18 protein-coding genes are annotated in these 19,155 nt (G+C 69.4%); 7 read left to right on the forward strand and 11 right to left on the reverse strand.

Annotated features, from left to right (window positions below; genetic code table 11):
• Nucleotides 1-545, reverse strand: a 545-nt coding sequence (locus C4U44_RS21120; protein WP_146088306.1) for a sigma-70 family RNA polymerase sigma factor, incomplete at its 3' end; no start/stop codon positions are given.
• Between the two features lie 252 nt (nucleotides 546-797).
• The gene (locus C4U44_RS21125; protein WP_103887469.1) at nucleotides 798-1,649 is read right to left on the reverse strand and encodes an alpha/beta fold hydrolase; all 852 of its coding nucleotides are present in this window, start codon (nucleotides 1,647-1,649) and stop codon (nucleotides 798-800) included.
• Between the two features lie 102 nt (nucleotides 1,650-1,751).
• Between C4U44_RS21125 and C4U44_RS21130 the strand changes: the two genes are divergently transcribed.
• The 3 genes from C4U44_RS21130 to C4U44_RS21135 all read left to right on the forward strand — a co-directional run bounded on the left by C4U44_RS21130 (nucleotide 1,752) and on the right by C4U44_RS21135 (nucleotide 3,584).
• Nucleotides 1,752-2,168, forward strand: a complete 417-nt coding sequence (locus C4U44_RS21130; protein WP_103887471.1) for a winged helix-turn-helix transcriptional regulator — start codon at nucleotides 1,752-1,754, stop codon at nucleotides 2,166-2,168.
• 266 nt (nucleotides 2,169-2,434) lie between these two features.
• Nucleotides 2,435-3,103: a hypothetical protein gene (locus C4U44_RS42610; protein ID WP_146088307.1), complete on the forward strand. Its 669-nt coding sequence runs from the start codon at nucleotides 2,435-2,437 to the stop codon at nucleotides 3,101-3,103.
• Nucleotides 2,994-3,584 carry a PP2C family protein-serine/threonine phosphatase gene (locus C4U44_RS21135; protein WP_146088308.1) on the forward strand — a complete coding sequence of 197 codons (591 nt, stop codon included), beginning with the start codon at nucleotides 2,994-2,996 and terminating at the stop codon, nucleotides 3,582-3,584. Before C4U44_RS42610 ends, C4U44_RS21135 begins: the two co-directional genes overlap by 110 nt.
• A gap of 74 nt (nucleotides 3,585-3,658) precedes the next feature.
• Here C4U44_RS21135 and C4U44_RS21140 read toward each other — a convergent pair whose 3' ends face one another.
• The 7 genes from C4U44_RS21140 to C4U44_RS21170 form a co-directional block, all read right to left on the reverse strand.
• On the reverse strand, nucleotides 3,659-4,000 hold the full coding sequence (locus C4U44_RS21140) for a hypothetical protein (RefSeq protein ID WP_103887475.1): 342 nt from the start codon (nucleotides 3,998-4,000) through the stop codon (nucleotides 3,659-3,661).
• Nucleotides 4,001-4,568: 568 nt separating this feature from the next.
• Entirely contained in the window at nucleotides 4,569-5,051 is a 483-nt protein-coding gene (rraA, locus tag C4U44_RS21145) for a ribonuclease E activity regulator RraA (RefSeq protein WP_103887477.1), read from the reverse strand.
• Nucleotides 5,041-6,738, reverse strand: coding sequence for a thiamine pyrophosphate-binding protein (locus C4U44_RS21150; RefSeq protein WP_103887479.1), 1,698 nt, complete (start codon nucleotides 6,736-6,738; stop codon nucleotides 5,041-5,043). The genes rraA and C4U44_RS21150 overlap by 11 nt, the downstream gene beginning before the upstream one ends.
• A gap of 55 nt (nucleotides 6,739-6,793) precedes the next feature.
• Nucleotides 6,794-7,543, reverse strand: coding sequence for an SDR family oxidoreductase (locus C4U44_RS21155; protein WP_103887480.1), 750 nt, complete (start codon nucleotides 7,541-7,543; stop codon nucleotides 6,794-6,796).
• A 35-nt stretch (nucleotides 7,544-7,578) separates the two neighbouring features.
• The gene (locus C4U44_RS21160) at nucleotides 7,579-8,727 is read right to left on the reverse strand and encodes an ABC transporter ATP-binding protein (protein ID WP_103887481.1); all 1,149 of its coding nucleotides are present in this window, start codon (nucleotides 8,725-8,727) and stop codon (nucleotides 7,579-7,581) included.
• Complete coding sequence (locus C4U44_RS21165) at nucleotides 8,724-10,478, reverse strand: ABC transporter permease (protein ID WP_103887483.1); 1,755 nt, start codon at nucleotides 10,476-10,478, stop codon at nucleotides 8,724-8,726. The genes C4U44_RS21160 and C4U44_RS21165 overlap by 4 nt, the downstream gene beginning before the upstream one ends.
• The gene (locus C4U44_RS21170) at nucleotides 10,475-11,602 is read right to left on the reverse strand and encodes an ABC transporter substrate-binding protein (protein WP_146088309.1); all 1,128 of its coding nucleotides are present in this window, start codon (nucleotides 11,600-11,602) and stop codon (nucleotides 10,475-10,477) included. Before C4U44_RS21170 ends, C4U44_RS21165 begins: the two co-directional genes overlap by 4 nt.
• Nucleotides 11,603-11,974: 372 nt before the next feature.
• On the opposite strand from C4U44_RS21170, the gene C4U44_RS21175 reads away from it, so the two are divergent.
• The 4 genes from C4U44_RS21175 to C4U44_RS21185 all read left to right on the forward strand — a co-directional run bounded on the left by C4U44_RS21175 (nucleotide 11,975) and on the right by C4U44_RS21185 (nucleotide 16,359).
• Nucleotides 11,975-13,369 (forward strand): CapA family protein, encoded by a 1,395-nt coding sequence (locus C4U44_RS21175; protein WP_103887486.1) that lies wholly within the window; start codon nucleotides 11,975-11,977, stop codon nucleotides 13,367-13,369.
• A gap of 120 nt (nucleotides 13,370-13,489) precedes the next feature.
• The gene (locus tag C4U44_RS21180; RefSeq protein WP_160145077.1) at nucleotides 13,490-14,524 is read left to right on the forward strand and encodes a LysR family transcriptional regulator; all 1,035 of its coding nucleotides are present in this window, start codon (nucleotides 13,490-13,492) and stop codon (nucleotides 14,522-14,524) included.
• Between the two features lie 143 nt (nucleotides 14,525-14,667).
• On the forward strand, nucleotides 14,668-14,811 hold the full coding sequence (locus tag C4U44_RS41590) for a hypothetical protein (RefSeq protein ID WP_160145078.1): 144 nt from the start codon (nucleotides 14,668-14,670) through the stop codon (nucleotides 14,809-14,811).
• A gap of 339 nt (nucleotides 14,812-15,150) precedes the next feature.
• A complete protein-coding gene (locus tag C4U44_RS21185) occupies nucleotides 15,151-16,359 on the forward strand; it encodes an L-dopachrome tautomerase-related protein (RefSeq protein ID WP_103887490.1) in 1,209 nt (402 codons plus the stop codon).
• A 178-nt stretch (nucleotides 16,360-16,537) separates the two neighbouring features.
• Here the strand turns inward: C4U44_RS21185 and C4U44_RS21190 are convergent, their stop codons facing one another.
• Together C4U44_RS21190 and C4U44_RS21195 are read right to left on the reverse strand one after the other, a co-directional pair.
• Nucleotides 16,538-17,035, reverse strand: a complete 498-nt coding sequence (locus C4U44_RS21190) for a DUF6233 domain-containing protein (RefSeq protein ID WP_103887492.1) — start codon at nucleotides 17,033-17,035, stop codon at nucleotides 16,538-16,540.
• A gap of 103 nt (nucleotides 17,036-17,138) precedes the next feature.
• Nucleotides 17,139-19,109 (reverse strand): SpoIIE family protein phosphatase, encoded by a 1,971-nt coding sequence (locus tag C4U44_RS21195; protein WP_103887494.1) that lies wholly within the window; start codon nucleotides 19,107-19,109, stop codon nucleotides 17,139-17,141.
• Nucleotides 19,110-19,155: the final 46 nt, after the last annotated feature.

The raw sequence follows: 19,155 nt of genomic DNA on the forward strand, positions 1-19,155 counted from the left end.
TCGGTGATCTCCAGATACGCGGCGAGTTCGGCCACGGTGGGCGGGGCGTCCAGCACCGTGGTGAGGTGGTCGCGGGCCTTGGCCAGCTCCACCCGCAGTTCCTGGAGCCGGCGCGGTACATGGACGGCCCAGCTGGTGTCGCGGAAGAACCGCTTCATCTCGCCGACGATGTACGGCACCGCGAAGGTGGTGAACTCCACCTCGCGGCTCAGGTCGAACCGGTCGATCGCCTTGATCAGCCCGAGGGTGCCGACCTGGAGGATGTCCTCCAGCTCGTCCCGGCCCCGCCCGCGGAACCGCCGGGCGGCGAACTGCACCAGCGACATGTTCATCTCGATCAACGTGCTCCGCGCGTACGAGTATTCGCGGGTGCCCTCCTCCAGGTCCCGCAGCCGGTCGAAGAACAGCTTCGACAGTGTCCGCGCGTCCTTCGGGGGCGTCTTCCGCGCCTCTTCGATGAACGGCAGCCCACCTACGGTCGGAACGTCGCGGCCGACCTGTGCCGGCCCTGTGGTTGTCCTTGCCCCGTACGTGGATACCGTCATGCGATCGCCTCACGCCGCCGAGTATGTCCAACAGCGCCTGCCCGCGATCGCGGTCCGAACACACCGGGAGCGGAATCCGACGGGTTGGTGACGGGGCTTCAGGGCACCTGCCCAGCCCGCTCGGTGCGCCGGCTCCTCCTGAACAGCACGTGGGCACCGCGCGGCTCCATCACCTTGTCCGGGCAACTCCCGAGCTCGTGCGGCAGGGTGGAAAGAGTTCACTGCCTCCTCGTCGAGGTACCCCGGTCCCGGTCACGCCGCCCTGGCGTCCTCACCCGCCAGGAACGGAAGCAGCAGCGCGAGCAGGGCCTGCGGCCGGTGCAGCGGGATGATGTGGCCGCAGTCCTCGATGACATGTCCGACGAGATCATCGGAGATGGGGCGGAGTTGGCGTTCCAGCGCGGCACCGACCGGACGGGCGCCCAGCGCCATCGTGGGCACTGTCAGGCGGGCCGTGGTGACCGCCCGCCCGATCTGTACCGCGCTCTCGGGCAGCGAGCGGTAGTACGAGAAGGCGCAGCTCAACGCCGGACGGCCGGTGTAGGCGCGGACGAAGGCGTCCCGGACGTCGGGGTGCACCCCGTCGCCGAGTGTGCCGGTGCGCAGAAACCAGTCGACGTAGGTCCCTTCATGTCCCTCCAGCACGGTCTCGGCGAGGCCGGCCGCAGCGGAATGGAAGCCGAACCACCATGGAGGCCCGTCGGCAAGGAAGTCCTCGGCGCCAGGCAGCCTGCCCAGCAGGGACTCCATGACGACCAGGCGCCGAACGAGACCGGGACGGCGCAGGGCGAGGAGGAAGGCCGGCGCGGTGCCGGCGTCGATGCCCACGACCGCGGCCGAGGACACGCCGAGTGCGGCGAGAAGGGCTTCGGCGTCGTCGGCAAGAGTGCTCGCGTCGTACCCGGAGGCGGCCCGGCTGCTTGCGCCGAATCCGCGCAGGTCCGGCGCGATCACACGGTAGCGGCCGGACAGGTCGGCCATGACGTCCGTCCACAGCTCCCAGGTGTGCGGGAAGCCGTGCAGCAGCAGGACGGCCGGGCCGGATCCGGCGAGGGCGACGTTCAGTTCGACACCGTTGACAGGTATGCATCGCAGCTCGGGCATGGAGGGACTCCGGGCGGTGGTGAGCGGAAGTGACGAGGTCACGTTAGGGAACTAGGCTGATCAGCCCAAGACGGCACTTTCCCTTCAGGTGGTGAGCCCCGGGTGACCACATCGAGGCCCGGCGGACGTGACCGGCCGCCCGGTGAGCGCGGCGACCTGCTGGATCCGCGCTGCCCGACCCGCCAGTTGCTCGACCGCATCGGCACCAAGTGGACGTCGATGGCCGTGAAGGTGCTGGCCGAGCAGGCTCCGGGCGAGGTCCGGTTCGCGGAGCTGCGGCGCCGTATCCCGGGCATCTCGCAGAAGATGCTGTCCGTCACCCTGCAGAGCCTGGCCCGCGACGGCCTGGTCGCGCGCCGCGTCGAGCCCACCGTGCCGCCCGCCGTCCACTACCGGCTCACCGAGCTCGGCCGGTCCCTCGAAGGACCGCTCTCCGCCCTGCGGGTCTGGGCCGAGACACACATGCCGGAGATCGACCGCAACAACCAGCTCGCCGACGAGCCACCCCCAACCGGCTAGCTCCAAAATCCGCTCAATCGTCGGCGTCCGTCGGCTCGACCCGGCAACCGGCGGCTCGTCCGGGGGCCGCGCCCTTCCGGAACCTCGGCGCCGGGCGCTCGACAGCCGGCCCGCCAGTTCCACCGTCTCAGCCAGTCTCGTGGCCACGCCGGCCGGCAGTTCGGCGCGGCCGGCATCGTTCGGGTGCTCGACCTGCCCCTGCCGATCCTCGCCGCGCCACGCTCGGCAGACGAGAAGGATGCGGGGCACGGCGGTACGTTTGAGCCATGAAGTCGAGCGGCGCCGACGGGCGGCCGGTCGGTTGGAGGGCGCTGAAGTCCCGGCCGATCCTGCTCACCGCCGCGCTCGTGGCGCTCGCCGCGCTGCTCGGCGTGGACCTGATCGGCGGCGGCAGGATCCGTATCGGCGGTCTGATGGTCGCGGTGCCGGCGCTGGCCGCGGTGTTCCTCGGCCCGCTCGATGTCCTGATGCTCAGCGTCCTGACCGTCGGTGTGGTCGTCTGGGCCTCCGCGGACAACGACATCCTCGGCACGGCGAACTTTCCCGTGGTGCTGGCGACCGCGGTGCTGGTCGGCGCCGGGTCCGTGCTGGCCGCACGCATCCGCGCGCGCCGCGAGCGCCAGCTGGCGAAGGTCAGGAAGGTCGCCGAGGCCACCCAGCGGGCGCTGCTGCGCCCGCTGCCGGACCGGCTCGGCCGGGTGACGATCTCCTCGATGTACCTGGCCGCGGAGGAGGAGGCGGCGATCGGCGGCGGACCTCTACGCCGCCGGGGTCGACGAACGAAGCGACACCCGCGTGCTCGTCGGCGACGTCCAGGGCAAGGGCATGGCCGCTGTGGAGGTGGTGGGACTGCTGCTCAGCTCGTACCGCCGGGCGGTGCGCTCCGGCGTGCCGCTGGAGTCGCTGCCGGGCTACCTCGACGAGGGCCTGCGTGAGGACCTGGTCGACCTGGAGGAGAACGGCGCGCCGGGCACGGTCGACTCCCGCCCGGTCGAGACCGAGTTCCTGGAGCGGTTCGTGACCGCCGTCGTGGTGGACATCGTCGACGACGGGGGAACGGTGCGTATCGCGAACTGCGGGCACCCCCCGCCGCTGCTCATCCGTGGCGATCGTGTCATCCCGCTGCTGCCGGACGTGCCCGAGCTGCCGCTCGGCCTGGGCGACCTGTGCCGGGGCGGCCACCACGTCGACAGCTACGACCTGGCGCTCGGCGACATCCTGCTGCTCTACACCGACGGCGTGATCGAGGCCCGCAACGCCGAAGGTGCCTTCTACCCGCTCGCGGACCGTCTCGCGTACTGGACCCGGGACACCCCCGCCGTCCTGCTGGAGGACGTCCGCAACGACCTGACCATGTACTCGCCGACCGGGCTCGGCGACGACATCGCGATGGTCGCGCTGCAACGGGTCGCCTGAGGGAGACGGGCCGGCGCTTGGACTTTCACCGATACACCTTGGCGATTCGACGGCATCGTCACGTGGGCCCGCATTCACCAGAGTCTGGGTGAACTCCTGTCCTGCAGGGCACGCCGAACTGCGGCGTTGTGCTTCGCCGCGAAGTCCCCGGCCGGTGACGCGAAACCGTCGTCGTCGTACATGAGGACGGTGAAGTATTCAGTCCTGACAGCCGCGGCGAGCGGCGGTGTTCCGCTCTCGATCAGCTGCGCGATCGCGTCGTACGCGCGGTTGCCGGCTCCGACCATGCGGAGGCGCGTGACGAGCTGATCGCGCGCGCTCGCGCCTGAGTAGTGGGGCCGCGGAGAGCGCATGACCACCCTGACGCCCCCGGTTCGCGGGTTGACCTCGGACCAGACCCATCCCCACAGCTCCATCCGGATCCCCCTCGTCGACGGCCGAGGGCAGCCCGTGTCTGCCCGGCCCCGCCCGCCGCCTGGAAACACCGCGCAGCGACCGTAGCTCCGGCCTTGGCTGAAGCAAGATTGCTCCGCTGCCTGCGAGAATGGGAGAGGCGCCGATCCTTCCACCACTACCCACGGGTGGGGCCGAACAGTCACTCCCAGGACCGATGGGACGGCCCGTCCCCAGGAGCGGTGGACGGGCCATGGCGCTGAGGCGCCGTGGCCGGGACCGGAGGAGGCGGCGCTGGACCGGCGATGGACTCACCGGCCTCCCAATGCGCGCTGGCGAGGGTGTGGCGCAGGACGTGGAACATGTCCGGCCGTGAGCGCTCGTGGACGGGGTGCAGCCGGGCACGGGCGCCGTAGCTCTCCGCCTTCTTGCCCACCTGAGGGCACGGGCCTGGACGCCGGCGTCTCCGGGGCGTCCGCTGCCGTAGATGCTGCGGATCGGTGATCGACCGGCTTGGCGGTTGCGTGCCGATGGCCCGTCTTGCTGATCCGGCTCGGTCCGTACCGTTGCCCCCGGTGCCGGCGGCCGCGGTCAGGGCAGGAGGACGATGCCGTCCTCGTCGACGCACACGGTGTCGCCGGGCCGGAACGTGACGCCGCCGAAGGTGACCTCGCCGTCGCGTCGGCCGGTGCCTTGTTTGCCGCTCCTGAGGGGGTTGGACCCCAGGGCTGCGACACCCAGGGGAAGCCGGCTCAGCGGGCCGACGTCGCGGATCGCGCCGTTCACGACGACCCCGGCCCAGCCGTTGTCGATCGCCAGCTCGGCCATCTGGTCGCCCATGAGTGCGCAGCGCAGCGAGCCGCTGCCGTCGACGACGAGCACGCGGCCCTCGCCCTGTTCGGACATCGCCCGGCGTGCCAGAACGTTGTCCCCGTCGCACCGCACGGTGGCGACGATCCCGCGGAACGCGCGGTGCCCGCCGTACAGCGTGAACTGGATGTCGCAGGCGCTGATCGACCCCTCGTGCTCGTCGCACAGGTCGGCGGTGGACCAGGAGTTCGGGTCAACGGGCACGGGTGCCTCCTTCGGTGACGGGGGAGCGGCGGCCGGTACCGGCCGGGACCGGAATGCGGCGCCAGCGCAGGTGCCGGCTCTGGACGGTGCGGGAGGTGCGGATCTCGACCACGGCGGTGCGGGCCGCGAGCGCGTCGAGCGCGGCGTCCGGCAACTCGGCGAGTTCGGTCACCTGGTGGCCGAGCGCCCCCATCGCGGCGGCGACCTCGGCGATCCGGGGAGTCGGGACGACGGCGAGATCGCCTCGGCCCGGCCCCGGGCCCAGCCGGTGGTACTCGGTGCCCAGCGCCTCGTCGTTCAGGACGAACGCGGTGAGGTGTGCCCCGGCCCGCACCGCGGTGTCGAGGTCCTGGGCGTGCATCATGAACCCGGCATCTCCCTCGACGAGGACCACGTGCCGGTCGGGCGCGCCGAGCGCCACGCCGACCGCGGTGGTGAGTCCCTGCCCGATCGAGCCGAAGCCCTGGGCCAGATGGAAGCTGCGCGGCGCGGCCGCGCTCAGCAGAGCCGACGCGAAGCCGGAGCAGTGGCCGTTGCTCACCACGATCACCGCGTCGTCGGGCAGCAGCCGGTCGAGGGCGAGCACGGCGTACCGCGGGTCCACGGTTCCGGGCGCCAACTCTGGCTGGTAGTCCGCCAGTTCGGCGTTCCAGCAGTCGGGCAGCGGACGCGCGGGACGGAACCACGGCTCGGTCGGCGGTCCGGAGCGCAGCGCTTCGGCGACCGCGGTGAGGGTCGCGCGGGCCTCGCCTCGCAGCAGGGGGCCGTCGTCGGTGGCCCCTTCGTCGCCGGGCATGATGTCGAGTCTCACCAGGCGGGCGTCCGGGAAGAGCCGGCCGGAACGGGTGGTGCTCGCGCCGGCTCCGCTGCCGAGGGCGACGACGAGGTCGGCGTCGCGGAAGACCGGTTCCGCGTCCGGGTGGGACAGCCCGCCGGCGATACCGAGGTCGAGGGGGTGGCCGTCGAACAGACCCTTGGCCGGAAGGGTCGTGGCCAGCGCCGCACCGGTCAGCTCGGCGACCTCGGACATGAGCGCGGCCGATCCGCTCACCATCACACCTCGACCGGCGAGCAGGATGGGGCGCTCCGCGCGTCGCAACTCGTCCAGGAGTTGCGACGCGGCGGCCGCCTCGGCGCCGTCGGGCAGGGTGGGAACGGGCGAGGAGACGGTTTGGGCCGTGACCGCGCCGGCCGCCTCCACGGACGACTCGATCAGGTCGGCAGGGATTCCGACCACGACCGGCCGCCGGTCGCGGGAAGCCTCGACGATCGCCGCCGCCACCACCGCGCCGGCGTCGTCGTCCGCGCTCACCGCCCGGTAGCGTGCCTCGCACGCCTCGACCAGGCGACGCTGGTCGAAGCGCTGCGCTCCCTTGTAGCCGGTCGGGGTCTCACCGGCGAGCAGCACGAGCGGTGAGCGGTTTCGGGAGGCGACCAGCAGGGACGTGGCCGTGTGGCTCAAGCCGGGGCCGTGGGTCACCGAGCAGATGCCTACTCGTCCTGACGACCAGCCGTACCCCTCGGCCATGGCGACCGCGGCACTCTCGTGGCGCACCTCGACGGCCTCGACGCCCGCCTCGGCCAGCGCGAGCACGAGGTGCATGTTCCCGTCGCCCATGAGGGTGAACACATGTGTGCAGCCGTGGTCGGTGAGAGCGCGAGAGATGGATTGGGCATGAGTCTGCACGGTCTGTGCACCTTCTTCGTGTCGGTCGGACGAGGGGTACGGGCGTCGGTTCGGGTCAGAACTGGTAGCGCCTCAGGCCGCCGTCGCAGGCGATCACCGTGCCGGTGACGTAGGACGCGAGTGGCGAGCAGAGGAAGACCGCAAGTGCGGCCAGTTCATCCGGCCGCCCGTAGCGTCCGGCCGGGATCTCCTGCGCGTGCAGGGCACGCTCCTGGGGGGTGTAGTTGCGTGCCATCTGCTCGGTGAGGATGCGGCCGGGCGCGATGCAGTTCACGGTGACGCCGTGCGGGGCGACGTCGCGGGACAGTCCCTTGGACCAGGCGTGGACCGCGGCCTTCGCGGAGAACTCGGGGCTCATGCGGGGTGGTTCGGACTTGCCGGTGACGTTGACGACGCGGCCCCAGCCGCGAGCGGTCATGTCAGGCACCAGCCGCGCGGCCAGCCGGCGCTGCTGGGTGAAGTTGAGCCGCATGGCGCGGTCCCAGTCCTCGTCAGTGGCGGGGCCGCTGCTCGGCTTGTGTCCGCCGGCGCTGTTCACCACGATGTCGACCTCGCCCAGGCCCTGCCGCGCCTGCTGTGCGATGCGCTCGGCGGCGTCGCCGGCCAGGACGTCCTGGGCGATGACGACCGGACGGACGCCACTCGGCTGCGCGAGTTCGTCGGCGAGCAGGTCCAGCGACTCGCGGCGGCGGGCGACGAGCGCGAGCCGCACGCCTTCGGAGGCCAGGAGCGTGGCGACGGCGCGGCCGATCCCCGCGCTCGCGCCCGTGACGACCGCGGTCCTGTCCTTGAGGTGGTAGTCCATGTCTTCCCTCTCTACGGCTCGGGGGCGGAGGCGGGTCAGCCGACCGGCTGCCAGCCGGGGGCCGACGCGGCGCGCTCCTTGCGCAGGGAGACGTTCACCATGTCGCCGCGTTCGATGCCGACGGGACGGCCGTCGAGGTCGATCTTGAACTCGCTGCCGCCGGCGGTACAGGTCACCTCGGTGCGGTTGCCGAGGAACTCCACGACCGTGACGGTGGCGGGGAACTCGTCGGCGCCGGGCAGGCCGGCCGGGGCCAGGGTCAGTGCCTCGGGCCTGACCAGGACCTCGATCTCGCGTCCGACGACCGCCTCGTGCGTGCCCGCCGCGATCGGGAAAGTGGGCGCGCCCTCGACGCCGGTGAGCTGTGCGGCCGGCGAGGTGCCGGCGCCGGTCACGACGGCGCGCAGCACGTTCACCGGGCCGAGGGCTTCGGCGACGAAGCGGTTGGCCGGCTTGTCGTAGAGCGTGCCGGGCGGGCCCACCTGCTGCACGACGCCCTCCCGCAGCACGATGACCCGGTCCGACAGGGCCAGCGCCTCGGCGCGGTCGTGCGTGACGTAGAGGGTGGTCAGTCCGAGGCTGCGCTGCAGCGTGTGGATCTCGGTGCGCATCCGGCTGCGCAACTCGGAGTCGAGGTTGCTCAGCGGTTCGTCGAGCAGGAGCAGACGCGGGCGTGTGGCCAGGCCTCGGGCGAGTACGACGCGCTGCTGCTGGCCGCCGCTGAGCTGGCTGGCAGAGCGCTTGCCGTAGCCACCGAGACCGACGAGTTGCAGGACTTCCTCGACGCGGGGGCCGATCTCCTGCTTGTCGACCTTCTGCGCCTTCAGCCCGTAGGCGATGTTCTGCGCCACCGTCATGTGCGGCCACAGGGCGTACGACTGGAACACCATGTTGAGCGATCGGTGCTCCGGCCGGACGTGGCTCCTGGCGTCGGCCACGAGGCGGCCGTCGATCGAGATCGAGCCGCCGGAGGCCCGATGCAGGCCCGCGACGCAGCGCAGGGTCGTCGTCTTCCCGCAGCCGCTCGGACCGAGCAGGGTGACGAACTCCCCTTCCTGGATCCGGAAGGACACCCCGTTGACGACCCGGTTGGTGCCGTGGTCGGCGGTGAGACCGTCGACGTCGAGGATCAGCGGACTCGCTGATGCCGGCGGAACCGCCGGCTCGAGGTGCTGAGACGTCATGACTCTTTCTTCCTGTCGGGGTTGAGGACGAGCCGGAGGATGCCCATGCCGACGAACATGACCACGACCTGCAGCACGCCGACGGAGGCGGCTTTGGTCAGTGCGCTCTCGGAGTAGTTCCACGCGACGACCGACAGGACGTTGGAGTCGGGGGAGTACAGGACGACGGCGACGTTGAGTTCGCGCAGTGCCAGCACGAAGATCAGGGTGAAAGCCGAGAAGATCGAGGGCCGGATCAGCGGCAGCAGCACCGACCGGACCGTCCGCAGGCGCGAAGCGCCGCAGACGAGCGAGGCCTCCTCCAGCGTCGGGTCGATCTGGTGGAATCCGTTGGAGATGAGCCGGACGGCGTGGGTCAGCGAGATCGACACGAGCCCGATGCCGATGATCGGCAGCGTCAGGTAGAGGGGCGTCCGGATGAAGAGCAGGAGGATGCCCATGCCCATGACGAGCCCGGGAAGCGCGAGCGGCGCGGTGGCGATGTACGACATGGCGCCGCTGGTCGGCATGTGCAGGCGGTCGGAGAGGTAGACGATCGCGAGGCCGATGACGATGCAGATGATCGGCACGGCCACGGCCAGGACCAGGGAGTGGATCGTGGCGGTGCGAATCTCGGAGGTGTCGATGGTGTTCCACAGGTTGGCGAACGACAGGTGCATCTCGCCGATGGACGGCGCGAGGTACTTCGAGAGCGACATCAGCACCAGGGCCACGAAGGGCAGGACGAAGGCCACCAGACCGTAGGCGATCGTCAGGACCCAGACGACCGCCGCCGTGCCGCGCCTGACGCGGATGCGGTTCTCCCGGTGACCGCGGCCGCTGACGGAGACGTACCGGGCGCTGCTGCGGATGGTCCGCTGGTAGAGGTACAGCCCGACCATGCAGGTGATCAGGAGTTCCGCGCTGATGGAGGCGCCGAGGGGGATGTCCTGCACATCGCCGTACAGAGCCTTGTAGACCTCGACGGACAGCGGCTGGAAGGCGCCGCCCTGCCCGAGGATGCTCGGCACGGTGAACTCACCCATCGACAGGATCGCGACGAACAGCGCCGACGACAGGATCGACGGGCGGAGCATCGGGATCGAGATGCGCAGGCTCGTGGAGAGGATGTTGCGGCCGTTGACGAGCGAGGCCTCCTCCAGCGTGGGGTCCAGCCCCCGCATCGCCGCCGAGATGAACAGGTAGGAGTAGGGCACGAAATGCGTGACGAGCACGAAGACCATGCCGCCCGCGGTGAGGATGTTCGGCTGCAGCCAGCCCGGGACGTGGGCGTCGTGCAGGTAGCGGTTCATGATGCCGGTCTGCGGGGTGGCCAGCCAGATCCACGCCACCGCGGTGACGAAGGGAGCGACGAACAGCGACCCGATGCAGAGCACTTCGCGGACGCGGCATCCTCGCATCTGCAGCCTTGTCGTGCTCCAGGCGAGCGCGGTGCCGATCACCGTGGTCAACGCCGCGACGACGAGCGCGAACACGATCGTCCGGCCGAGCAGCGTCAGCATGTGGGAGGTGGCGAAGACCTCCCGGATCGCGGAGAAGTCGAACCCCGACCCGAGGTCGGTGGGCCGGCTGAGTACCGATGCCACCAGGACGTAGGCAACAGGGGCCAGTACGAGCACAGCGAGCACGGCCCAGGTCACCGGCAGCAGGAACACACCGGCGCGCTTGGCACTCGTCGCCGGGGGCGGGCGATCCTGCGGCGGCGATGCCTGGGGGGTGCGCCGGCCGGTGAGTTCGGTGACCGAGCTCATGAACTCACCCCGAAAACGGAGTTCCACTTGGCGAGGAACGCCTGGAGTTCGTCGCCTTGCAGGCGCGGGTCGGTACGCCAATCCAGCCAGGGCTGCGCCACCGGCTTGTACCAGGACTCGTTGGCGTAACTGGCGTTCTCCGTCCACCCCTTGGCTGACGACTCACCGCCGGCGGACTTCGTCATCGCTTCCTGGCCGGCCACCGTGGCGGACCATTCGCTCCACAGTCGGGCCGCGGCCGGATGCGGCGCGGCCTTGGGTATGGCCTGCATGAACTGCGTCGCGTTCATCCGGGACAGTGCCGAGAACCGCACGGGGGCGCCTTGGACGGCGAGCGGGCCGAAGATGGACTCCTCGCCGAAGTTCGTCGCGTAATAGGTGCCGGCCGAGACCTGCTGTGAGATCGACGCGATGCTGTCGGTTATCGCGGGCTTCTGATCGGCCAGCTTCTGCAGGTACGGCCAGCCGTACTGATTTCCGAGGTTGTAGACCAGGTTGGCGTAGTAGGCCATGCCGGAGCCGCCGTTGGACGGGGAGATCAGCACGATCTTGCCCTTGAGGGCGGGGTCGAGCAGGGCGTTCCAGGGATCGGTGGCCAGTTCCTGCTGCACCGCGGCCGGGGTGACCTTGGTGTTCCACGCGATGCCGCCGTTGGACTGGTAGAGCGGGTACATGTAGCCGGCGACGACACGGTCGGAGGGGTAGAGGTTCGCGGCTTGCGGGGTGTATTCGGCGAGCCACTTCTGCTTCTGGAAGTCCTGGAGCTGGGAGAGGTTGCTGGTCTCCAGCAGATCCGCCTTGTTGCGGCCGGCCTGTTGCTGGGTCTGGAACGTCGTACCCAGCGTGGCGCTGGACAGGCGCAGGATCTTCACCTTCACGCCGTACTTCTTGGTGAACGCCTCCGTCCAGCCCTTCATCTGGTCCGCCTGGACCGCCGTGTAGATGGTGAGGGTCCCCTCGGACCTGGCAGTCCTGACCAGCGCGGCGAGGTTTGTCGTGGACGTCTGCTTGGCGGCCTTCGAGGACGCCGCGGACAGCCCCGAGCCACCGCATGCGGCAAGAACCGCCGAGCACACGGCCACCGCGACAGCCGTGAGGACGCGTCGTCTACAGAGTGTTGTCACGTGCGCTACTTCCCATCACTCAAGGTTTCGGGAGCGTTCCCTCCACGTTTCGGCGGAGCATGCGAGGAACGAAACCGCCGGTTTCCGGGTGCAGTCAACTTAGAGAAACCGAAGGGGTGAGAAGCAGCGCTGATCACCCCGAGGCTGAGGCGACCCACCGCATCCCGCCCGCAGCGGTTCTTGGATGTCTGACATGCGCGTACCCGAGGGGTGATCAGCGTGGCCTTTCACCTCATCAGCAAACGCTGCTTGACCTCCTCGTGGTGCACGCCCGTTGATTGATGAGGCAGCCGGCCTACGAGCACCGAAACGGGGACTCGTCGGCGTTGCAGATATTCGAGCCGTTCCACCTAGAGGTCAACGAGGTCTCAGATGACACGCAGCAACAAGTGGTCCGTCGCGCTCGCCGGAGAGTGCATGGTGACCCGTCCCTTCGCCATGCACGACGAGCCCCAGTTCCTGGCCGTCGTGGAGAAGCTCCGGTCCAGCGACGTGACCTACGCCCATGTGGAGACCAACTTCGGCCACTTCAGCGAGGTGGACGCGCCGTCGCGCGGCGACCAGGTCGGCAGCTACTTCCTCACCGACCCGCAGGTTGCCCACGACCTGCGATGGGCCGGCGTGGACATCGCATCGCTGGCGAACAACCACAGCTTCGACTTCGGGGCGAAGGGGCTGCTGTCCACCATCGGCCACTGCGAGGCCGCTGGTATCGCGCACGCCGGAACCGGCCGGGACCTGGAGGAGGCACGCGAGCCCGGTTATCTGGAGACGCGCAACGGCCGGGTGGCCCTCGTCTCCACGAGCTCGGGTAACAAGTCCCACGAGTGGGCGAGCCTTCCCAAGGCCGGCATCCCGGGCCGCCCCGGGGTGAACTCGCTGCGCCCGATCACCCGCTTCATCGTCGACAAGGACGCGGCAGGCAAACTGCGGGACATCGGCGGAAAGCTCGGCATCCTGCGCGAGGCCGGGATGAACGTCGAGGGGAGCAGCGGTCTGCTGATGAAGGCCGGTGAGGGCGAGTTCAGCCTGGCCATGCCGAGCGACCAGTCCACGACCGGATCCAACCTCTTCACGGTCTCGGATCACTTCGGCGTTGTCACCAGCGGCGACAAGCGGGATGTCGCCGGCAATATACGGGTGATCGAGGAAGCACGGGTAATGGCCGATCTCGTGCTGGTCGCGCATCACTGCAGCATCTCCGAAGGCGGACGCGGCGACAAACCGCCGGCATTCATGCGGGACTTCGCGCACGCGTCCGTCGACGCGGGCGCGGACATATTCATCGGCCACGGCTGGCACAAGACACTCGGCATCGAGATCTACCGGGGCAAGCCGATCTTCTACGGCGTCGGAAATTTCTTCGCACAGTCCGAGTTCGTGCGCCGCGTGCCCTTCGACGCCTATGAGTCGTGGAACCATGACACCGAGCGGCTCCCCACGCTCACGCCTGCTGCGCACCCGTTGCACCCCGGGCTCACCGCTGGGAACGAGACCTGGTGGAGCTCGGCGGTGATCAACCTCGTGATGGAGGACGGCGAGGTGCGCGAGATCGAACTGCACCCGGTGGAGCTCGGCCGGGAGGTCAGCAAGCAGGCCCCGCTCCGCCGACCGGTCGGCGGCAGCGAGCGCTCGCTCACCGACGGTCGCCCCCTGCCCGCGACCGGCGCGGACGCGGAGCAGATACTGCAGCGCTATCAGCGGCTGTCCGCGGACTTCGGTACCACGGTTGTCATCGACAACGGTGTCGGACGTATCAAGCTCTGACACCGTGACGCCCGACGTCCCGTCGGTATGGTGCATCGGTGCACCGCAACGTACTGTGCACACCAGTCTCGTGTGAACGACGTGGTCCGCAGCGGGCAGGCGGTGGTGAGGAAGGTGAGGATGGCCGAGAACCGGAGCCCCCACCGCCAGCAACTGCTGCGCGGCCTCACGTTCGACCAGCTGTTCGCCGTCCGGACGATCGCGAGCACGGGGTCGTTCCGTGAGGCGAGCAAGATCCTCTGCCTGACCCAGCCGGCCATCTCGCAGAGGGTCCAGCACATCGAGCACATCCTGGGATCACCGATCTTCGACCGGCACTCCGGTATCGGCGTCACCCTCACCGAGGCCGGCCGTACCTTCCTGGCCTTCTGCGACCGGGCGATGCTCGACCTGGACGGTCTGTGCGCCGACATGGCGCAGAGCGAGGACAGCGATGCCGAGACCACGCTTGGCATCACCGCCCCCTCGGACAGCATCCAGTACTTCATCATCCGGCTGTTGCCGCTGCTGCGGGCGCGCTTCCCCGATCGGCAGATCCGGGTCACCCAGTCCGGGTCGCGTGGCGAGAGCCTGCAGATGATGAGGAATGGCACGGCGGACGTGGCGTTCTACCGCGTGCCGCTCGATCCGGAGCTGTCCGTTGTCGCGCTCATGGACGAGCAGCTGCATCTGGTGGCCGCCCCGGGCCACGAGATCCTCCGCATCCCGGTGGAGGAACGACCGGGCGCCCTGGGTGTCTACCCGTTCGCCACCTACATCTCGTCCATGCGCTCACGACAGCTCGTGGAGCGCTGGTCTCTCAAGATCGGTGCTCGGCTGTGCGTCGAGATCGAGTCCCAGAGCCTGGATGTGATGAAGCAGGCCGCCGTCAGCGGCTCCGCGCTCACCGTGCTTCCGGACACGAGCATCGGCGAGGAGCTGAAGCAGGGCCGGCTGGTCATCGCGGACATCGACGGCATGCCGCTGGTACGGGCGACCGCGATCGCCGTACGTCCGGGCGATGAACGACGCCCAGCCATCCAGGAGTTCATCGACCTGCTGGTCCGCATCAGCCGTGCCTCGACCGACAAGTCGATGCCCGGCTTCCGGTGGGCCACCGACACGAAGGTCGGCGGGGGCGCGGCGCCGCCCGCCGCTCCGGCGATCGTGGTGTGACCCTGCCACTCGGAGACACACAGGGGCTGGCGTAGTCACGAGTCGAGAGGCGTCTTGGCCGCTGTGACGGTGGCGAACGTCGGCCTCCTGGAGGGCGCCGTCGGGCACGATCCGGCCGCGACGTGCCCACCGGAGGCGCCGCCATGGGCATCGAGCATCCCAGCGGGCGGCTCCTCGTCCGGATCGGCCTCGACACCGACGGCACTCTCCCGCGCGTGCGCCGCTCCAGCCCGGTGCGCACCGCGCGCAAGCCCGTCGACGGCACTGTCTTTCCCCGCCCCTCCTGACCCCCCGCATACCAGACTCCTCCGGGGCGGTCGCTGAGTCCGCCCGGTCGTACCGGGGGGTAGCGGCGTTTTCCGAATGTCGACCCCGGATAGGACCTGCGTGCGCCGGAAGGGAGGGTGATAAGGCCGGCGCCAGATGGGGATAAGATATCGCGTCTTGACCGAGTACAGCAAACACGGCTACGTTTTTTCGGTGCGAGGTATTCCGGCGGACAAAAACGGCCGGCAGTCTCCATCGGCGCAGGCGGAAATGATTACGCGGGTCCCCCTGCTCTTACGCGGACGGACCGGCCATGTGCAGAACCTCCTTCGAGTTCACCGTGGAAATCGAGGCAGTCAATGGAATTCACGCGTCGCCGTTTCCTTTCGGCAGCGAGCACCGTGGCGGTGGGAGCGGCCGGTGCCGTAACCATGAGCGGCTGCGGTTCCGACAAGAAGCCTGCCGCCGCTTCGAGGTCCGACGCCAAAGACCCGGAACTGAAGCTGACGGTCGCGGCCCGGTCGCCCTGGATGGCGAATCAGGTAGCTCTGACCAGGGCGAACACTCTGTTCCTCGGGCTGCCGCGTTTCCCCGGCCACGAGACGACTCCCTCGGTCGCCCGCCGGGAGTCCGATGGCAGCGTGGCGGCATTCCCCGGCAACACCTGGAACCAGTGGAAAGCGGGAGATGACGGGCGGAACGCCTTTGTCTACGTGAATTCCGTGCACATCTTCGCCGATGACACCGTGTGGTGTGTCGATCAGGGCGGTCTACGCGCCGATTCTGCGCCGAAGGAACTCTCCACCCCGAAGCCGGGTGCGCAGAAGATCGTCCAGTTCGATCCGCGGAGCGGGGAAGCGCTCCAGGTGCTGCGGTTCGGCGACGACATCCTCCCGCCCGGCGCGCAGATGAACGACCTGCGCATACACGGTACGACCATGTATGTGACGGATTCGGGGCTCGGTGCCCTCATCGTCCATGACCTCTCGACGGGAAAGACGACGCGCCGCCTTTCCGGCTACAAAGAGATGCTGGGCGTGACGGCGCCGGCGCCGGCAACGGCCGCGCCCGGAAAGACCCAGAGCAAGCACAAGACTCCCAAGAGCGACATGATCGAACTCACCCGGGACGGCAAGTGGCTCTACTGGGCGGCACCCACCGGGCCGTTCTACCGGGTCGCCACCGACGTTCTGCGCGACACGAGCGTTTCGGACGCCCAACTCGCCACGCACGTCCAGCACGTGGCCGACATACCGTTGTCAGGCGGTTGCGCGATGGACACGCTCGGCAATCTCTACCTGTCGGACATCGACAACAAGCGGATCGTGCTCATGCCGCCGTCCGGCAGGAAGACCGTTCTGGCGGCGAACACCGGACTCGTGAGCCCCGACGGATCGTTCCTCAGCGCCGAGCGCCGACTGTACGTTCCCGCGCCGCAGACGGAGCGGACCCAGCTCTTCGGCAACCCGAAGGACCTGACCGAAAAGCCCTTCCTCATCTACTCCCTGCCGTTGCCGGGAGAGTTCGACGGCGTGCAGTTGGGGAACGCCGTGACCGGTCAGTCGTAGGCGCTCGGCCCGGATCCGGCCCACCAGCTCATCGGACCTCGTTCGGCGCGATCCCCTCCGCGTACGGGAGCGCCTCGGCGGATAACCCCCGCCCCAACTCACACCGGGGCGCCGCCTTGCACGCGCCTGAACCTGCCCGGACTCCACGATCGCCGCCAAGGGTTTCAGCGGTCTGCGCCTACGCAGCGGTGCTCAGAGGCAGGTCGGGTCGGCAGACCTCGCATGGGCCGGCGTTGTCGCGCTCGAGGACCGCGCGGGCTTGTTCGGTGGTGGCGGGGCGGGCGAGGTCGCGGATGGCGCGGCAGTCACCGCGGTGCACGATGCGGGCCGGGCCGATATGGCCGGTGAAGTAGACGGGCTCTTCGATCTTCCAGGGCGGGGTGGCGCCGGCGCGCCTTGTGGGGATCCGGTCGTAGTGCTGGCCGTCGATCGGCGCGCACGCGTCGGCGGGGGCTCGGAAGTCGATGGCGGCGGGAACGGCGAGGAGCCGGCCCCGGTCGCTGACCTGGGACGGCAGGTGTATCTGCAGGTCGTACCACCATGTGCCGTCCGGCTCTTTCCGGCGCGCTTTCACTACGGCGTACAGGTGCTGCCCGTCGGGGAGGATGACGTCGACCAGCGGGCCGTCGGCCGGCGGCAGGGGAGCCGGCGGCTCCTGATCCTCTTCGCTACTCACCCCTCCAATCTAGTTCGATTGTCCGTTCGATTCCACGTGTGGCGCCCGCAGCGGCAAAGAGGCTTGCGAGGGAGGCGTGAAGGCGGGGAGGAAGCCGCCGCCGTCATGTGCGTCTGATGATCAGCATGGCGACGTCGTCGAGGTGGTTCACCGCGGCCGCCGCGTCGAGGACGCGGTCGGCGGTCGCCTCGGCACTCAGCCCGTCGTGGACCGCGTGGGCGGCCAGCATTCCCGCGCGCTCCAGTCCGGCGTCCAGTGTCAGCGCCGGTCCTTCGACCACGCCGTCGGTGACCATGATCAGCGCGGTGTCCTTGTCCAGCCTGAAGGTCTCTTCGGAGTACTCGGCGTCGGGGAGGACCCCGAGCACCGGGCCGCCGGGCAGCTCGCGGATGTCGTGGCTGCCGTCGCCGTGTGCGCACAGCAGTGGCACGTGGCCGGCACTGGCACCCGTGACCCGTCCGTCGCCCGGGTCGATACGCAGCATGGTGCAGCTGGCGAACCGTGCTGCGTCCATCGAGACGAGCAGTTCGTTGGTGCGTGTCAGCACGGTTGCGGGATCCGGTTCATGGGCGGCGATCGCGCGCATGGAGGCGCGCACCTGTCCCATCGCTGCTGCGGCGTCCACATCGTGGCCTTGGGCGTCGCCGATCTCCAGGACGATGGCTCCATCGGCCGTGACGAAGGCGTCGTACCAGTCCCCGCCGATGTCGAGTCCGTCGCGGCTCGGTCGGTAGCGGGCGGCGACCTCCAGGCCCGGTAGGCGTTCCGGGAGTGTGGGGAGCATGTTCTGCTGGAGCACCGCGGCCAGTTCGATGCGTGCCTCATGCAGGCTGACGCGTTTCAGTGCCTGCCCGGCAAGATCGGCGAGAGTATCCATGAGGGCCTGCTCATCGGGGGACGACCGGTGTTCGCCGTTGTAGGTCACCAACCAGGCTCCGAGCGGCTGATCGCCGATCGGGCTGAGGGAGGCTATCGAAATGGCGAAGCCGGAGTCGAGCTGGTCCAAGTAGGGCAGCATGACCCCGCGTGGCCAGCGGCGGAGGTAGTCCTCCTGGCTGGAGATGAACTGCGGTTCGCCGGTGCGGATCACATAGGGCAGCGCGCTGGAGGCGTCCAGTGGCAGGTCGTGCACGGCGGCGACCGGGATCGGGATGCCGGCATCGGAGGAGACGCGCAGGCGACCGTCGGCGACGAGCGCGAGTGCGGCACCGGTACCACCGAAGGTCGGGGCGAGCCGGGTCAGGACGACCTGCTGTACTTCTTGCTCGGTGACCGCGGTCATCATGGCGGACGAGAACGCCGCGATCTCGTCAGCGCGCTGACGTTCCGCGCTGAGCGCGACCAGCGCTCTGCGTCGGCGGGCTTCTCCCGCGGTGTCGTCGCGGATCGCGCCGAAAACCCGCTCCGGGCCGCCATAGCCCAAGATGATCCGACGGGCCCGGCAGACCAGGTGGTGCCAGCCATCGCGCTCGGTGGAAAATCGCAGCCTGGTCCAGGGGGACCGGGCTGTGGAGGCCGTCGCACGCATCAGCCGCCGTAGGGCTCCGCGGTCATCGGGGTGGACTCGTCGAACCACCTCGGCCATCGACATGGAGGCCTGCGGGAACAGTGCCTCCAAGGCGGGGGCGTCACCCAGCCATTCCAGCTCGCGCGCCTGGGGTGAATACGTGCACAGACCGAGGTTGGCGGCCTTGGCCGCCAGACGGAACGGGATGAGCAGGCCGCCCCGGTCATTTCCCGCATCCAGCGAGTGCACCCACACCAGACGCCCGCCACCCGCGGGGTCGTTGACCGATCGCGCCTGGACAAGGCAGATGACCGATGCCGCACCGGGCCCGGGGAACTCCAGCACCCTCATCGCAACCGACTTCGTCGCCGCGGCGTGGGCCACCAGACTCTCGGCCGCAGTCAGTTGGCCGGCGGGAAGCAGGTCACCGAAGCCACGAGCAACGCACTGCTCCACCGACCTGCCGAGCGTCCTGGCCATCGCCGCGTTGAGGCTGCGGACAACTCCGTCCGGGGCCAGAAGAGCCGAAGGCGCATCCATCTGGAGAAGCTCGTCCGAGGCGTCCATTCGCGCTCACTACCCATCGTCGAGCGATGCGACCTCGTCGTCCCTC

Origin of the sequence: Actinacidiphila yanglinensis (genome assembly GCF_900107965.1) — a bacterium.
Lineage (GTDB): Bacteria > Actinomycetota > Actinomycetes > Streptomycetales > Streptomycetaceae > Actinacidiphila > Actinacidiphila yanglinensis.

Excerpts from the sequence above, each read along its gene's own strand:
- C4U44_RS21195 (WP_103887494.1), bottom strand. The coding sequence starts at position 19,109 with ATGGACGCCTCGGACGAGCTTCTCCAGATGGATGCGCCTTCGGCTCTT.
- C4U44_RS21165 (WP_103887483.1), bottom strand. The coding sequence starts at position 10,478 with ATGAGCTCGGTCACCGAACTCACCGGCCGGCGCACCCCCCAGGCATCG.
- C4U44_RS42610 (WP_146088307.1), top strand. The coding sequence starts at position 2,435 with ATGAAGTCGAGCGGCGCCGACGGGCGGCCGGTCGGTTGGAGGGCGCTG.
- C4U44_RS41590 (WP_160145078.1), top strand. The coding sequence starts at position 14,668 with ATGGGCATCGAGCATCCCAGCGGGCGGCTCCTCGTCCGGATCGGCCTC.
- C4U44_RS21180 (WP_160145077.1), top strand. The coding sequence starts at position 13,490 with ATGGCCGAGAACCGGAGCCCCCACCGCCAGCAACTGCTGCGCGGCCTC.
- C4U44_RS21135 (WP_146088308.1), top strand. The coding sequence starts at position 2,994 with ATGGCCGCTGTGGAGGTGGTGGGACTGCTGCTCAGCTCGTACCGCCGG.
- C4U44_RS21140 (WP_103887475.1), bottom strand. The coding sequence starts at position 4,000 with ATGGAGCTGTGGGGATGGGTCTGGTCCGAGGTCAACCCGCGAACCGGG.
- C4U44_RS21175 (WP_103887486.1), top strand. The coding sequence starts at position 11,975 with ATGACACGCAGCAACAAGTGGTCCGTCGCGCTCGCCGGAGAGTGCATG.
- C4U44_RS21160 (WP_103887481.1), bottom strand. The coding sequence starts at position 8,727 with ATGACGTCTCAGCACCTCGAGCCGGCGGTTCCGCCGGCATCAGCGAGT.
- C4U44_RS21155 (WP_103887480.1), bottom strand. The coding sequence starts at position 7,543 with ATGGACTACCACCTCAAGGACAGGACCGCGGTCGTCACGGGCGCGAGC.
- C4U44_RS21125 (WP_103887469.1), bottom strand. The coding sequence starts at position 1,649 with ATGCCCGAGCTGCGATGCATACCTGTCAACGGTGTCGAACTGAACGTC.
- C4U44_RS21185 (WP_103887490.1), top strand. The coding sequence starts at position 15,151 with ATGGAATTCACGCGTCGCCGTTTCCTTTCGGCAGCGAGCACCGTGGCG.